Source organism: Sphingobacterium kitahiroshimense (genome assembly GCF_025961315.1).
GTDB classification, from domain to species: domain Bacteria; phylum Bacteroidota; class Bacteroidia; order Sphingobacteriales; family Sphingobacteriaceae; genus Sphingobacterium; species Sphingobacterium anhuiense.
This window is the reverse complement of sequence record NZ_JAOQNK010000001.1, coordinates 951,671-967,243: the sequence shown is the minus strand read 5'-3', so window position 1 is coordinate 967,243 and position 15,573 is coordinate 951,671. Positions and strand designations below refer to the sequence as shown.

The 15,573-nt window shown below is 36.9% G+C and carries 20 protein-coding genes; 16 read left to right on the top strand and 4 right to left on the bottom strand.

Annotated features, from left to right (window positions below):
- Complete coding sequence (locus tag M2265_RS04285; RefSeq protein WP_132767521.1) at positions 1–1,359, top strand: RagB/SusD family nutrient uptake outer membrane protein; 1,359 nt, start codon at positions 1–3, stop codon at positions 1,357–1,359.
- 17 nt (positions 1,360–1,376) lie between these two features.
- Positions 1,377–2,630, top strand: coding sequence for a TlpA family protein disulfide reductase (locus M2265_RS04280; RefSeq protein WP_165905812.1), 1,254 nt, complete (start codon positions 1,377–1,379; stop codon positions 2,628–2,630).
- A gap of 81 nt (positions 2,631–2,711) precedes the next feature.
- Here M2265_RS04280 and M2265_RS04275 read toward each other — a convergent pair whose 3' ends face one another.
- From M2265_RS04275 to M2265_RS04265, 3 genes are all read right to left on the bottom strand, one after another.
- Positions 2,712–2,939 carry a hypothetical protein gene (locus tag M2265_RS04275; RefSeq protein ID WP_132767525.1) on the bottom strand — a complete coding sequence of 76 codons (228 nt, stop codon included), beginning with the start codon at positions 2,937–2,939 and terminating at the stop codon, positions 2,712–2,714.
- Positions 2,940–3,487: 548 nt separating this feature from the next.
- Complete coding sequence (locus tag M2265_RS04270; RefSeq protein ID WP_132767527.1) at positions 3,488–4,474, bottom strand: helix-turn-helix domain-containing protein; 987 nt, start codon at positions 4,472–4,474, stop codon at positions 3,488–3,490.
- Between the two features lie 170 nt (positions 4,475–4,644).
- Positions 4,645–5,031, bottom strand: coding sequence for a hypothetical protein (locus M2265_RS04265; RefSeq protein ID WP_132767529.1), 387 nt, complete (start codon positions 5,029–5,031; stop codon positions 4,645–4,647).
- Between the two features lie 355 nt (positions 5,032–5,386).
- On the opposite strand from M2265_RS04265, the gene M2265_RS04260 reads away from it, so the two are divergent.
- The 9 genes from M2265_RS04260 to M2265_RS04220 all read left to right on the top strand — a co-directional run bounded on the left by M2265_RS04260 (position 5,387) and on the right by M2265_RS04220 (position 12,050).
- A complete protein-coding gene (locus M2265_RS04260) occupies positions 5,387–6,268 on the top strand; it encodes a LytTR family transcriptional regulator DNA-binding domain-containing protein (protein ID WP_264599340.1) in 882 nt (293 codons plus the stop codon).
- Between the two features lie 110 nt (positions 6,269–6,378).
- Entirely contained in the window at positions 6,379–6,750 is a 372-nt protein-coding gene (locus M2265_RS04255; RefSeq protein ID WP_132767533.1) for a helix-turn-helix domain-containing protein, read from the top strand.
- Positions 6,751–7,191: 441 nt separating this feature from the next.
- A complete protein-coding gene (locus tag M2265_RS04250) occupies positions 7,192–7,833 on the top strand; it encodes a DUF6266 family protein (RefSeq protein WP_132767535.1) in 642 nt (213 codons plus the stop codon).
- A gap of 67 nt (positions 7,834–7,900) precedes the next feature.
- On the top strand, positions 7,901–8,356 hold the full coding sequence (locus tag M2265_RS04245; RefSeq protein ID WP_132767537.1) for a DUF5675 family protein: 456 nt from the start codon (positions 7,901–7,903) through the stop codon (positions 8,354–8,356).
- Positions 8,357–8,476: 120 nt separating this feature from the next.
- Positions 8,477–8,701 (top strand): hypothetical protein, encoded by a 225-nt coding sequence (locus tag M2265_RS04240; RefSeq protein WP_132767539.1) that lies wholly within the window; start codon positions 8,477–8,479, stop codon positions 8,699–8,701.
- A 619-nt stretch (positions 8,702–9,320) separates the two neighbouring features.
- Positions 9,321–9,902, top strand: coding sequence for a Crp/Fnr family transcriptional regulator (locus M2265_RS04235; protein WP_207902328.1), 582 nt, complete (start codon positions 9,321–9,323; stop codon positions 9,900–9,902).
- 90 nt (positions 9,903–9,992) lie between these two features.
- A complete protein-coding gene (locus M2265_RS04230; protein ID WP_132767543.1) occupies positions 9,993–10,700 on the top strand; it encodes a DUF5131 family protein in 708 nt (235 codons plus the stop codon).
- 169 nt (positions 10,701–10,869) lie between these two features.
- A complete protein-coding gene (locus tag M2265_RS04225) occupies positions 10,870–11,250 on the top strand; it encodes a VOC family protein (RefSeq protein WP_132767545.1) in 381 nt (126 codons plus the stop codon).
- 35 nt (positions 11,251–11,285) lie between these two features.
- On the top strand, positions 11,286–12,050 hold the full coding sequence (locus tag M2265_RS04220) for an MBL fold metallo-hydrolase (RefSeq protein WP_132767547.1): 765 nt from the start codon (positions 11,286–11,288) through the stop codon (positions 12,048–12,050).
- 140 nt (positions 12,051–12,190) lie between these two features.
- Here the strand turns inward: M2265_RS04220 and M2265_RS04215 are convergent, their stop codons facing one another.
- Positions 12,191–12,523, bottom strand: a complete 333-nt coding sequence (locus tag M2265_RS04215) for a winged helix-turn-helix transcriptional regulator (protein WP_108160939.1) — start codon at positions 12,521–12,523, stop codon at positions 12,191–12,193.
- Positions 12,524–12,636: 113 nt separating this feature from the next.
- On the opposite strand from M2265_RS04215, the gene M2265_RS04210 reads away from it, so the two are divergent.
- The 5 genes from M2265_RS04210 (at position 12,637) to M2265_RS04190 (ending at position 15,405) form a co-directional block, all read left to right on the top strand.
- Entirely contained in the window at positions 12,637–13,533 is an 897-nt protein-coding gene (locus M2265_RS04210; protein WP_132767548.1) for an SDR family oxidoreductase, read from the top strand.
- A 17-nt stretch (positions 13,534–13,550) separates the two neighbouring features.
- On the top strand, positions 13,551–13,940 hold the full coding sequence (locus M2265_RS04205) for a nuclear transport factor 2 family protein (protein WP_132767550.1): 390 nt from the start codon (positions 13,551–13,553) through the stop codon (positions 13,938–13,940).
- 36 nt (positions 13,941–13,976) lie between these two features.
- Complete coding sequence (locus tag M2265_RS04200; RefSeq protein WP_132767552.1) at positions 13,977–14,153, top strand: helix-turn-helix domain-containing protein; 177 nt, start codon at positions 13,977–13,979, stop codon at positions 14,151–14,153.
- A gap of 100 nt (positions 14,154–14,253) precedes the next feature.
- Positions 14,254–14,667: an OsmC family peroxiredoxin gene (locus M2265_RS04195; RefSeq protein ID WP_132767554.1), complete on the top strand. Its 414-nt coding sequence runs from the start codon at positions 14,254–14,256 to the stop codon at positions 14,665–14,667.
- Positions 14,668–14,862: 195 nt separating this feature from the next.
- Entirely contained in the window at positions 14,863–15,405 is a 543-nt protein-coding gene (locus M2265_RS04190; protein ID WP_132767556.1) for a cysteine hydrolase family protein, read from the top strand.
- Positions 15,406–15,573 lie beyond the last annotated feature (168 nt).

Genomic DNA, 15,573 nt, shown 5'->3' with positions numbered 1-15,573 from the left:
ATGAAGATCTATCAATTTATTTTTAGCATATCTGTTATGCTACTATTTGGAAGCTGCAATAACTTTCTTGATGTTAAACCTGATGTTAAAATGGTCATCCCTAAAAGTTTGACAGATGCTGAGCTCTTACTGAATGACTATAATACAATGAATGCCGGTTATCCAATATTTGGGGAATGGTCTGCAGACGAGTATTATATAACTCCAGAGACTTTTGACGGCAAACTGAATATTGACCAACGTAATGCATATACCTGGAAAGATGCAAATTATGATGAAACGGCACAATGGCAAAGACCGTATAAAACTATTTTTAATGCTAATCAAGTGTTGGAAATTATAAACAAATTAGGTTTCGAGGGAAAAAGTGAAAAAGCGACAAATCTTTCAGGTATAGCTCATTTCTATCGAGCTTTTGCATTTCATCAATTAGTGGAGGTATACGCACCGACTTATCAAAAGGAGACAGCTACCACAGAAATGGGAATTCCACTAAGATTGGTTCCTGGTATTGATGAAACGTCTACGCGTGCTTCGTTACAACAAAGTTATGATCAAATAATCCAAGATTATAACATTGCAGCACACAAATTACCAATCAGCGAATCGATTAAGGGTAGACCTTTTCGGGCATCGGCATATGCCGGTTTAGCGAGAACATATTTAGTAATGCGCAACTATCAGCAAGCATATAAATATGCAGATTCCTGTTTGCAATTGCAGGCAGAACTCATGGACTTTAGTAAACTGAATCAAACAGAAACGTTACCGATTAACCGGTTTAATGTGGAGGTCCTATTTGCCGCAATCTCAGTAACTTCCGGTCCAATGCATCTGAATAATGGTTTGGTTGATTCCATTCTATATAGGAGTTACTCGACTTATGACATAAGGAAGTATATCTTCTTTCGTAAAAATACTTATCCCTTGGATTCTTATAGTTATAAAGGTAGTTACGATAAATCGATGGCTAATTTATTCGTTGGTTTAACGACAAGTGAAATCTATTTAATTAAAGCCGAAGCAGCTTGTCAGATTGGACAAATAGAAGAGGCAAGACAGTTGCTAAACTCTCTGCTTGAGAATAGAATCGATAAAAGTCATTTTGTAGCAATTACAGAAAATAATCCGAATGCACTTTTGCATCTGATACTTCAAGAAAGAAAAAAGGAATTATTATTTCGAGGCCGTAGATGGTCTGACTTAAAAAGGTTAAACCTAGATCCGAGATTTCAAAAAACATTAAAAAGAGTAGTGAATAATATAGAATATCTACTTGAACCGAATAGCCGTAAATATGCTTTTCGACTACCTCAATCAGTAGTTCTCGTAGGAAAACTACCGCAAAATATCCGTTAATCTATAATAAAATGAACATGAAAAAATTAAAATTATTCCTCTTATCATTCTTCTTATTTATAATGACAAGTACTTTATATGCGCAGGCAGGTAAAAATATAGATTTGAGCAAAGCCCTTAAAGTGGGAGATACATTTATCCCACCAAACGAAATACAGAAGATGCGTGGTACAGGAAATGTGATCGATTTGGATGCAACGGAAAATAAAGTTATAATTTTAGATTTCTTTGATACCTTTTGTGGCACTTGTATTCAATCGATGCCGAAACTGCAACAATTACAAGATAAATTAAAGAGTAAACTGCAGATTATTAATATTGCCTGGCAGGATAAGGAAATATTGGATAAATTTTTTGCAAATAATGCTTTTTTAAAAGAAAATAAAGTCAATCTACCAGTTATCTATAGTGATTCCTATTTAAAAGAACTCTTTCCGCATCAGAGTGCACCACATGTTGTTTTTCTGTACAAAGGAAAAGTACAGGCCATAACGGGTAATAAATTGGTGACAGAGGATAATGTTCTTGCCCTTATTAATAATGGCAGGATAGATCTTCCACTAAAGGATGATTTTGGTAAGGTGAATCTGTTGGGACAAGCTAAAAATGAAATGCAAATAAAGGGAATGGTCATGCTGTCTGGTTATCAAAATGGTGTACCATTTGAATCCTTTAAAAATCAAAGAGATAGTGTATCGGGTTTACAAAAAATATCTTTTTATAATGTCTCCATTTATAGTGCAGTTTTATCAAGTTGGGCAAAGATTAAAATGCCTAATTACATTCCAAGACCAGAACGATTGATACTGAAAGTGAAAAATCCCGATCGTTATGAAGATTTATCGAATCTGGGTGATATTTGGGAAGTGCAAAACGCGATATCATATGAACGTTTGGATCCAGTTTTAAGATCTGATTCGGCTCAAGCGCATATTGTTTTAAATGACTTATATAGTTTTCTTGGGATTCGTACTTACAGAACAATGAAAAATATTGAAAGTCTTATTTTAAAACCCTGCGAAATAAAACCATATTTAAGACAACCGGGAGCAAAGGTGATGAATTATGATAATAGTTCCGTTCTAGCAGTAATGACAGATATGAGTGGTAAATATCCTCCTGTTTTGGATATGGTCAAAAGTAATGAGAAAATAATATTGGAGAAATATAGTAATCTGGAAGAATTAAATGACCAGCTTGCTAATTATGGTATTAAAGCTGAGATTGGAATAGGGGAACAGGAAGTATTGGTTATTGAAGAGATTAAATAAAGGATAAAAATATAGGGTATGATGATTCATACCCTATTCTAAATTTAGCGAACGCTTATGTTGTAAATGTCTATAAAAGACTTATCTCGCTTTTAATTTGACATTCGTACCATTCACCTGATTTTGTAATGAATTAATGATTTCATTTTTTAAAGCATCGGTGATTATAGGTTCGTTATTACTGTCGGCAGAGGCTTGTAGCGCGCACATTTGTTGTGTAGCTCCAGGACAACTAGGTTGTGTCGGAACTGGTGATGAATAATGGGTGGGATCCGATGGATCTGACCCTGTGAATGGAAACCAACTCATAATTGACAAGTTTTAAGTTTTTATTATGACATAAATATTTCGTATATTCATATCGGTTCAAATCGGTCTACCTGTGTATAACAGGCTGGCCACATAAGAGCTTCCGCGCATCGGAGGCTTTTTTATATTAAAGTGGACTTTTATTTCCTGCCCCGGCCACCGGGGAATGTCGCAAATTTGCGACGGTATCTTTTGATACCTGTTCTGTTAATCATGACATTATTTCAATTATATAAACCAACCTTTTATTTTTTAACTCTCTAAACATTACAATATCTAGCCTTTTCAATTTTCTCCGACCTTCTCTATTTTCTAACTCTTATACAATCTTTATCAAAGATAGAGCACATAAGTAGGTGCGCGTTAGGCTGAATGTTGTCTTTGAGTAAGCTATATGTTGTCAACAGTTCCTAACTATTGCTTTCTCAATTCTAACCTAAATCAAAGATAGAGGGTAATAGTAGGTGAGTGTTAGGCTGTATGTGTCCATTGACTGAGCTATATGTTGTTAGGGGCGAGTGGTGGGGTAGAGGCTTTGTGCTTTCTTTTTAGTGTTTTTGATATTGCGCAAGGGATTGTCCTTTCATCTTTTTGAAAAAACGGTTGAGTTCACTAAGCCCTGCGAAATTCAATTCATAGGCAAGACCCGATAGGTTATTGTGAAAATGATCGTATTCTCGTAATATCCTTTCAACCAGCAGTTCATTGCGGTAGGTTGACAGGCTGCAGTGGTAATATTCTTTATGAAGTTTATAGAGCCGGCTGCGGTCTACCTGTACACTTTCTGCGAGGTCTCCGATAAGAGCTTTGTTGCCGTATTGGTCAATAATGAGTCTCAATATTTCCCGGACATGTTTGATAATAGTAAGCGGTGTATTGATGGATCCGTCTCCCATCATGATTTTGAGTCTTGATAATTTGATCAAGTAAATCTGGTGCCGAATCAAAATATGCTCATTGTCCAACACTTTGGGGTTTAGATTCTGGAATATCGCATCGAGCTCGTATTTCGTTAATGTGCCGATCAAGAAATCCACACTCTGCATCGAAATACTATTGCCGGTACGCTTTGCCTCCACTAGAGGCATAACAAATTCAAAGCTCCGCGCAATGTTGGGACGGAACAGACCGGCATCGAGTGTGATGCCTCTCACGATGTAATGTCCAATGGGTAGCTCTAAGTGAAAGTCCGCAACGGCTAGGTAGAGATAAGATGCTCTATTTTGGTTCAGGGTTAACTTGATATCAAGCAGCTCATCATGCATGATCAGTGGCTGCTCGCCAATTTCAATCGGATAGCACAGGTGGAGATCTGGTGCATGGGATCGAAAAGTGACAGTAGTTGCTTTACTGATCCAAAATTCGAAATAATGAAGGTAGGCATATCGTCCATCGAAAGTCTGTTCGGCAACCAGGTTGCCGTCAAACTCCCAATAATATGTCTCTGTATTGCGCATGATATAGCTGATTTCTACTTTTGGGTTCATCACTTCCTTTGCCCCGAAGGGTAGGTTTAAAGTAATGGTTCTTTTCATAATAGACTTTTGTTAATTTATATCTGGTCAGATTGTTTAGGTCTTTTTTTATAAAGCAACGGAACGCTTGTTTCGTTCCGTTGCTTTATTTTTGTTGAAATTTTTGATGTTCAAATACACATTTACCTGGTATGGCGGGATGGAAATAACATCGATCGCAAGGTCATTTATTAATAGCTGATTACAAAGACAAATTCTCCCTCAGCTTGAAGTGCTTCACCAGTAGCAGCACTGCTGTTAATGGGATTGTGTGACTCACCTCTTTTTACTCCTAACACACTGACACCTGGACCAGGCTTTTCAGGTTTGACCAGTCTTATCGGCAATTCAAGTGTTAAGGTGAGTGTAAGCTGGTTGCTTATAACGAAAATAAAATCATCATCCAGTGCATCTAACCATTCTTCCTGCTCGCTTGTAAAGTAAAACATGGATTTTAATGTAAGCCTGAATGACTGCTGAAGTGCTTGAATCTGTTGTTTTTTTTGAAAATCATTTTGTGCGTAAAATTCGAGATTCCATACTCGAACACCTTCGGGTGTAAATTCTTTCTTTTCCATTTTAGTTTTGTTTTTTTAAGATTCTTAAATTTCGGTTTACTATTATGGGTTTGCAAATAGTTAAAATGGGTTTTTTACCGAATAGGGAAAGAATAAATACCGAAAAGGGAAAACATAAAATTGATAAAAACAACAAAGTGACTGCTGCAATTTCCTGCGTAATTGATATATTGTTTCCTATTTTTTAATTACGAATGTATTTTGCTTATCTAAGCTCATTTAATTATCTTTGAGTTAATCCTAAATTTATGTATAGTATTATCAATTTTATCTTCAACTATTTTTAGTCAAAATTATAACAGAACATTGAAATGTAGTTAACCTCATGTTATGAAGCGAACTGTAAAAAAAAACCATGTGGCTCGTATTGATTCTGCTCAGTGTTGCAGGTGGTCTTGTGATGTATCTCATCAATGAGCACGAAAGCTTATTCGAAATTTTAGATGATCAATATCTGATTAAAAATCTAAGTATCAGCATTGCCTCTGTCGCACTTTTTTTGCTAGTCTCTTATCAATCCAGCAGGTTAGTATCGAAGTTTGTTCCATATCATCAGTCAAAAGTTGCGCATTATTCATGGTATTTTGTTTTACAATTCTTGATCAGTGGGGGCTTAAGTTTGTTTACTGCAATCTTCTCGGCAACGGTGATCGTGTATGCAAATAGCGGCAGATGGTTGGGCAATACCTCTTACTTTAGTGTTGACATTTATTTTGTCCTTTTGTCTACTGTATTTGTTCAGATTGTACTGTTCCTGATTTACTTTTTTGTTAGTAGCGTGCAAGGCCGGCATCGATCTGAAAAGCTTACAGTGCTCTTAGAATCGGAATATATCAAATTATTGCAAGAAGTTGCTGTCCGCAAACTCGAAATGGATAGTCCGGCTCCTGAAAAGCAATATCTACAGGAATTAGATGGCATTGATCTAACCGATATTAATTATATCTATAGTGAACAAAAGATTCGCTACATCCAAAGTGAGGTTCGGGGTAAAACCATGTTTGAAGGGTTGACGCTCTCTGAATTAAGTAAAGTGTTGCCTTCGGATCAATTTTTTTTGGCAAGCCGGCACCTTATTATTAACCGCAGTTCTGTTAAATCTTATAAAATATTGAGCAACTATAATATTGAACTGGAATTAGATCCACCGTTTCATTTGAAAACGACTTTAAGTGAAACAGTAACAAGATTTTTTAAAACCTGGTATATGCGCGGGACGGATGATTTGGCCGATTAGGCGAAAATATAGATTGCAAGTTTGATGGTTTAACTTGCCAGTTCCGGACATTTTGCGCTGGGGCCGGTATCACTATGCTGTTTATCGAACAGCCGCAAACATATTGAATAATGAAAAAATGGTTACTAAATATACTTCAATGTATTCAAGATATCTATCAAATTCTGAAAGAAATAAAAGCGCTCTATAATCAATTTACAATAGTTACTGCTCATCTACAAACAATTATCCGACTCATAGAAAACTATAATCAACTCGCAGAAGAACGTGAAAAAACAGTTGACACTGATCAGCACCAGCGAGAGATTAAACTGTTAGATATAGGACAGGTAATGAAGATACTAAATATATCAGAGTCAACTTATTACCGATGGGTGGAGAATGGAGAGCTTCAACCTAGGAAAAAAGGCAAGCGCCACTATTATTATTTATTTGATTTGCAGGATCAAATCGCAAAATGCAAGTTGAAAGGTCGGCTCTAGTTCTTCGACTGCTGTTTGACTCCTGTTCGAGAGAGCTTCGAGAGGTGTTCGAGAAGTATTCGAGACAGGTTCGGGACTTGCTCGGGACTTGCTCGGGTGAGGTTCGACTGCTGTTCGACTGCTGTTCGACTGGGCTTCGACAAGTTGCCGAAGCCCAGTCGAACACTTGCCGATAAATGGTCGAAGCAACCTCGACTCAGCCTGCTGACTAGGTCAAACTTTAGTCGAAAAGCAGTCGAATATTTTTGCTTTATGTGTCGCTATTTTTAATATTTACACCTTTTACTTTTCTATTTATGACAGAGAATGAAAGTCTTTCCTATCATGTGCTATCATGCCCTGTCATCACTCGTATTTTCGTGTTTTCGCCCCTAATTTAGCTCTCGATATCAGTAAAAACCGGCATGCAGGTTATAGTGTAAACAATTGAAAATTAGAACAATGGCAAGATTTTTAAAAGGAATTGTAGGAGCATATTCGGGTAAAGTGGGAAGTGTAGTGGGAAGCTCATGGAGAAGCGTAGATTATGTCAAATCGCTACCTAAATTTACGGGGAAAAAAGCAACAAATGGACAAATTGCTCAGCGCACAAAGTTTGCTCTGGCCGTAGCTTTTTTATCACCGATCAAAGATCTACTCAACCTGGGTTATTCGGATAAGCTGCAGGGCAAGGCGACGGGATATAACAAAGCGCTGCAGGCAGTGCTTAGCAACGGTATCTCGGGTGTCTATCCAAGCCTGGAAATTGACTATTCGAAAGTGGTGATCTCCAAAGGTGCTCTTTCCAATTTAATGGGCGTAGCATGGGCGGAAATCAATGCTGGCGAGCTGGAGCTTTCCTGGTCTCCGGAAATTAACAAGTTCAATGCTTTCGCTGACGATTCAGTAGTGCTTCTTATGTACAATAGGACGAAGAATTTCTTCAGTATTATGGAGTCCGGAACGCGGTTGGATGCGACCTTATCGCTGCCTTTACCGGCAAGTTATTCTGGTGATACTTTGGAAGGCTGGATCTTCACGGGGCACCGTGATGGTGTCAAAACTTCATTGAGTTTTTACCTGGGTCAGCTGGTATTAGCATAACATGTAGCTCTGTTTTTAGGGAGGTGAACCCTTGGTTTGCCTCCCTAATCTCTAAAAATCAAATTCCATGAATTTAACATTAATCCGTGTCAAGCAAGGGAAGGAAAGTACCTTGTCTGAACTGTATCTCGATGGACAGTTTGTCGGCTATGGTCTGGAAGATGCTGTCCGTAAAACTAAAATAAAAGGGAGCACTGCTATTCCTGCTGGTAAATACCGACTTGGCCTGAATACTTACGGCGAGATGAACGCGCGCTATTCAAGAAAATTTCCGAAAATCCACTGTGGGATGATCGAGATCATGGATATCCCGAATTTTAAGTACGTCTATATTCATATCGGTAATCATATCGGGGATACGTCCGGCTGTGTGCTGGTTGGAAATAAGATGGCCTTAGTGGATGGCGATTACGAGATCTATCAATCTAAAAAGGCGTACGTAGCGCTCTATGAGAAACTGGTGGAGATGATGGTGAACGGAGAGGTGTTTATTGAAGTGATCAGTAAACGAGTAACGCAGTGACGAGTAACCAAGTGACTGAGTAACGCAGTAACGGAGTGTGTTTCTAACCTTGTAACTATCTCACTTCCTAGCTGATTACTAACCTACTCACTCACTTTCTAACCTTCTAACATTAAATAAATGAAAAAGATAATTCAAAAAATAAGTGCGGCGTTGCAAGTGGTCTTGTTGGCGCCGATTAAACTGCCGGGAAAGGCATTGAATATTATTAAATACATCGCATTGGGTCTTGGTGTGGTGGAGACGGTGCTGGATGATAAAGACAAAAAAGGAGAGGAGGAGTCACCACCACCAGAGCAGATACTTCGAAATAAAGAAAGGGAGGTGCGGGATGAAAGGCAATGATATCCGGATCGGTACTTTAGGGGGTACGCTATGTTCCATCTGGGCGAGCTTTTCTCTTGGTGATGTCATGCAAACTGCTTTGATGGCGGCATTAGGTACAGTGGTCAGCTATATGACGAGTAGGCTTTTGGGAAGAATGCGACGCAAATAGTCTAAAAGAATAGGCTTATCTATTGTTGGATAAGCCTATTCTTTGTCGATCGTATATTTACTCTGTCAAATACATATCAGAGAAAAAATATGATACAGAGGATTACAATTAACTAGATAAGTGCCGTTAAATAAAACTTGTTTGTTCAAACGGACGATTTAGTATAGGAGAAATTCGGTAATCCTTTTGTCGTAGCTATTAAAACTTTGATCCTTATTTGTTGGTCACGGTTAAAAGAGAATTCGGGACACCAGTTTGCTGTTTTTTTTATGTTAAGAAATAATCTTTTATCGTACTTATTAAGAGCCTGCCTTTTAACAATGGCAGGTTTTTTTAACAACTTTTTTGGCAACTCACTAACATGATATTACGAGTTACAATATTATCTATTATTTTGTACATTTATGGAAGTTTAACCCGTTGGAGTTTTAGTATATGCATCAGGAAACGCAAGATAAATTTACAACAATGATTGATTTTTTTAATTCAATCATTCCATTGAAGGAAGAAGAAAAGGATTTGATCCGGCAATACTTCCATTTGCGTTTCTATAAGAAGCGAATGTATGTACTTCAGGAAGGAGACGTCTGTCAGTATCTCAATTTTGTACTTTCCGGCTGTCTGCGGATGTATAAAGATGATGAAAATAACAATCCACATATCTTACTTTTTGCGACCGAAGGTTCTTGGATCAATGATTTGGATAGTTATTACGAAGAAAAAAAATCGTTGCTGAACATTGATGTTTTGGAAAATGCCGAATTACTCCAGATCAGTCGAGCGGATATTGTAAAGTTGTATCTCAGTGCACCTAAATTTGATAGGATTTTTAGAATTCTCACAGAGAAAAACCTTGTTCTCTTGCAAAATCGAATGTTGGAGAATATCAGTTTGTCTGCTGAGGACCGTTACTACAATTTTTTATCCAATTATCCCGACCTCATCAATAGAATACCGCAGGTACATATAGCATCTTATCTCGGTGTCTCAGCCGAATTTATAAGTCGCTTAAGAAGCCGAAGGGCTAGAAATCCTTTAATGGGAAATTGATCCGGATCAATAGTATTTCTTGATCTGGTTCTACGTCGCGTGAGCAACCTTGTCCGTAAATTTGCATAATAAAGTAAATTTATTTTTATTATGGAAATTGTTAATATAAGTAAGTTGATAAAAACCCTTAATCCAGTAAATGGATGTACTGCAGGGTGTGTATATTGTTATGCACGAAAAATTAACAACAGATTTAAAATTACTCCTGATTTTGAAATCCCCGAATTCAGTCCACATCGTTTAAAACAGATCAAGCAAACTAAGAAATCCCAAATCTACTTCATGACAAGTATGAGTGATTTCTCAGATTGGCACGAAGAGTGGAGAACAATTGTTTTTGATTACATCAAAGATTTTCCACAGCACATTTTTATATTTCTTACGAAATTTCCAGAACGTATTCATTTCCAGACCGACCTTAAAAATGTATGGATCGGAGCAACAATTACGGCAAAGAATGAAAAACGAAGAATTGATGCGCTGAGAAGCAATATTAATGCTGTAAATTATTTTATCACATTCGAGCCATTGCTTAATGATCTAGGAGAGCTTGACCTGCACGATATCAAATGGATTGTTATAGGTCCGGAAACAGGAAACAGAAAAGGTAAGGTTACTGTTAAAAAAGAATGGGTGGAAAATATTATTAGACAGGTGGATAAGGAGAATGTTTCAGTCTTTATGAAAGATGGTCTTGCGTCTATTGTAAATTTAGCTGACATCCGCCAGGAATTACCTTTTAATGATCTGGCTGAAAATAAAGAAGAAGAGCTGCAGATTTCATTTGATTTTCAATAGCTAGAACCTTGACGAATAGATCGAATGTTGACCTAGATCAATATTAGAAATTGATTTAGGTCAAGCCGTACTATTAAAACTCGTTCGTAAATTAGTTAGAATTAAATTTTAAGCTTTTCAATATATCAACTAAGAAGTAGACAGAATCTTTTATTTTATAAACAGCATAATGAAAACACGAAGAAATATTGGCGGCTGGTTTGAGATATATGTCGAAGATATCCAACGGGCGATGGATTTTTACCAGTATGTTTTTGATGATGTAAACTTTATTGACCTTTCAAAGGGGGGGAGCCAGATGCAGATGTTTGAATGGGAAGATCACTATCCCGGAGCAGGAGGTGCATTGGTAAAAATGGAGTTTAATAAACCTTCACCAAATGGAACTGTTATTTACTTTAATTGCGATGACTGTGCGGTCCAAGAGGCCAGAGCCCGTGAAAAAGGTGTGGAGATTGTCGCTTCAAAAACGCAACTTCCCCACTTTGGCTTTTCAGCGCTCTTGAGAGATAGTGAAAATAATACGATTGGACTTTACTCACTTAAGTAGAAAAGAATTAGAAGGACACATTTAAATAAATTGATATGAAATTACAACAAATTAGAAATGCAACAATGGTTGTTAATTATGGTGGTAAGAAATTTTTAATTGACCCTATGTTATCCGATAAAGGAACATTACCTGCTTTTCCACATCCCGCAAGTGGTGATGAGCGTGATAACCCTTTAGTAGAACTGCCAGTATCAATAGATGAGCTGTTAGAAGATCTGGATGCCGTATTTTTAAGTCACCTGCATTATGATCATTATGATGATGCTGCAAAAAAAATCCTACCTAAACATATAAAAATTTATGTTCAGGATGCTGCTGATAAAAAGGAAGTTGAATCTGCCGGTTTCACAAATGTTGATGTACTTACTGATGGAACTGAGATAGACGGAATTCAATTATTTCAGACCCAGGCCCAGCACGGATTTGGAGAAACATTAAAATTAGCAGGAAATGTACATGGATTTGTCATGAAGCACATTGAAGAAAAAATATTGTACTTCATTACAGATTCAGTTTGGTATGAAGGAGTACAGCAGGAACTTGAAAGACATACTCCTGACATTGTAGTTGTAAACGGAGGTGACAATCAGTTCGTTGGCGGTGGCCCATTGATCATGGGTAAACTAGATATCAAAAAGGTGCATGAGACTGTTCCTGAGGCAACTTTGGTGGTAAGCCATATGGAGGGTGTAAACCATAATACATTATCTCGAAGAGAATTAAAGCAGTTTCTTGCTGATGAAAATATCTCGGAGAAAGTATTGGTTCCAGATGATGGACAATTTTATGAGTTGTAGTCTAGTATCAACTATGTATAAATGAGAAGATCCCTGTACTTGTTATTGTAAACATGCATAGGGGTCTTTTTTTTAGTAAAAATGAATTAAATTACTTCCTTTTGCTCCGTCTATGGTAGTCGTGATCTCTAAATTTATTCTTAAACTAAATTTTCCAGACCAAATTGAGCCAGTTGATCAACTATGGGCAGGGTTTTCAATCCTAATTCGGTTAGTGTATATTCCACTTTGGGAGGAACTTGATGATATACTTTTTTAATCACCAATTTATTCTCAACCAGCATATTTAATTCTTGAATGAGCATCTTTTCACTGATGCCGGTCACTGTTCTTTTTAGTTCGCCATACCGCACTGTATTTTCGTTGATCTGAAACAGGATCATCAGTGTCCATTTTCCAGCCAACAGAGATAATGACGCTCTTACAGGGCACCTCTCGTCACAAGGAGCAGTTGATTTTAATTTTTTTTCCATTGATATTCAGCTATTCTAACCATTTGGTAAGTACCAAACTATTTGGTAAGTACTTGTGCAAAAGTAAGTTAATTATTAGATTTGATCAAGATATAGAAAAAAAATATTAGCAAATGAGAATTTTAGTATTTGGAGCTACGGGCTCACAACAGTTCAATGTAATTGGCGAAGCGAAGAAAAAAGGTGCAGAAGTATTTGCTGCGACCAGTTCAGAAAAAAGTTTTGAAAAATTAACTCAAGCAGGTGCAACACCGGTATTGGCAAACCTGAATGACGCAGCCAAAATCCTAGAAATTACGCAAGGTATTGATGCTATTGCTTTTATGATTCCTGTTTCATTGCCGAATCCATTTGATGGTTTACAATATTCAAAAAATGTGATTGATGCAGCGAAAGCAAATGGAGTTAGTAAAATTGTTTGGAATACAAGTGGTTGGTTAGAGTCTCAAAAAGTAGGTTCTCCGGTAGATGACGTGAAATTGGATGTTCGAGATTATTTGAAAAATAGTGGAGTGGACTATGTTATCATCGAACCTACTATCTATATGGAAAATATGATGGGTGCATTTTGTGCACCGTTTATAACAAATGAGAAAAAATTGGCTTATCCTACTCCTGAGGCCATGCCAATTGGGTGGATTGCTTCTAGAGATGTGAGCGCTTTTGTCGTTGAAGCTATTTATAATGTTGATTTAAAAGCAGATGCTTTCAAAATCAGTGGTATGGAAAACCTAAAAGGGAATGATCTGGCGACGCAGTTTTCTAAGGGAGTAGATGAAGAAATTGTGTATTATCCTCAAAAACCTAATGAATTTGGTGATATATTAAAACCGTTTGTGGGAGAAGCAGGTGCAGCTAGTGTTGCAGCATATTACGAGAATCTTCAGAACGCAACTGAATTTCCACCTAAGTTTAATTCGAAAATGAATGAAATCTTGGAAAAACTTCCAGTGGAAATGACTTCGTTAGCGCAATGGGCTCATGATAATAAAAATTATTTCATTAAATAGTTATTAAATTCCAATATATGGAAGCGAAAGAAGTTGTTGCATCATACTTTGAGGCATTGGGCAAGGGTGAATTAGAAAAAGCACTTTCATCATTTACGCCAGAAACTAGATGGTGTCAGCCGGGAGACAATAAGTTTGCCGGATTGAAGAATAATCTCAGTGAAATTATCCAAATGTTTCAGGGCATAATGAGTCACACATCGGGGAATATGGTTGTGAAACCCAACGGAAATATGTTGGAAAGTGGAAATCTGATTGCAGTTCCAGTTTGGTTTACCGCAAAAACGGAAACTAAAGTTATGGATTTGGGCGGTCTTGACCTTTTCGAAGTAAAAGACGGAAAAATAATTCAGGTTTGGACATTTTCAGATGACCAGTCTGTGGATGATGATTTTTTTGGTAAGTGATATCTTAAATAATTTAAAATCGAATCTACAATCTATATGGAAAATATGATGGGCGCATTTTGTGCCCCGCGATTGCTTGCCAATACAGATCTTACGGTAAAGGAGATTGCTGTCCAGCTTGGATATGATGACCAATCTTATTTTGTCCGTTTTTTTAAAATACAAACAGAAAAATCACCTATTGAATTTAGAAAAATACAAAGCAAAAACTAAAGAATGGGCAAAATGTCCTATACAATGTGCCCAATATCCATTGTATGAAATTCTAAGAGCCGGTAACTTTGTACTATAAAATTTTATTAAAATTAAGTTTATGAAAACAAGTGTTAAAGCCGTTTGGCAAGGAAGTTTTAAACAGGGAAACGGACAATTGGATATTGAAAATTCGAAATTGAATAGCATAGCATTTAAACCTTCTTACGCTAAAAATGATGGCAGTTTTAGCAATCCGGAAGAATTGCTGGCTTCTGCTCACGCTTCGTGTTATACAATGACATTGGCTTATATCCTCGGAGAAAACGGACTTTCTGCCGACACTATTGAGACAAGTATTTCGCTGGTGATAAGCAACAATGTTATCAGCAATTCCAATTTGACATTACAAGCTAAAATTCCTGCAATAGCTGAAGAACAGTTCCAAGTTTTTGCACAGAAAGCCAAGGAAATGTGTCCGGTCGGCAATGCTCTTAAGATTGATATTTCTTTAGAGGCTATACTGTTAAAATAAAAATTGGTTAACCAAACAGAATACTTTTCAGCCCGTTTATTTTTATTGAACCAGGAATATTACCGATACTTTAATTGCTAACTGATGCTGTGGTTAAATGTTTATTTATCAAAATGGTAGTTTAATAATTCATTCTGGTATAAGTTAGACCTAAGTTTAGCGTTAAATTTGAAGAATAATATAAATAAAATAGTTATGAGTAAAGCTTTGATTATTATAGACGTTCAAAATGATTATTTTGAAAATGGTGCTATGGAATTGGTTAACCCTATTCCTGCTAGTGAAAATACAAAAAAATTGCTTGAGCACTTTAGAAAAGAGAACTTGACTGTAGTACATGTACAGCATGTATCTCCAGAAGGTGCACCATTTTTTGCACCTGGTACCAGTGGTGTTGAAATACACGATAATGTAAAGCCATTGCAAGGCGAAAAAGTAATTACCAAGCATTATCCAAATAGTTTTCGTGACACTGATCTGTTAGCATATCTGAAAGAGAACAATGTTACTGAACTTGTGATTACAGGTATGATGACCCATATGTGTGTAGATGCTGGTACTCGCGCTGCATTTGATTTTGGGTTTGATTGTACGGTGATCAGTGATGCCTGTGCAACTCGTGACCTAGAAATCAATGGTCAGCATGTAAAAGCTGCTGATGTACATCATGCTTTTCTAGCGGCATTGTCATTTTTCTATGCTAAAATTCAGGATACTGAAGAATATTTGTCAGCATAGGTGTTCGGTCAATACATAGTATCAATACCGATTATAAAACGCAAAAAAAGGGTCCAATAAAATGGACTCTTTTTGCTGGTGTTTTTTATAATTATTGCGACTTACATGGAAGGGATTAATCACTGTATTTTAATTCTAAAAGCGTTGGCTGACTATGTAAAAGATAAG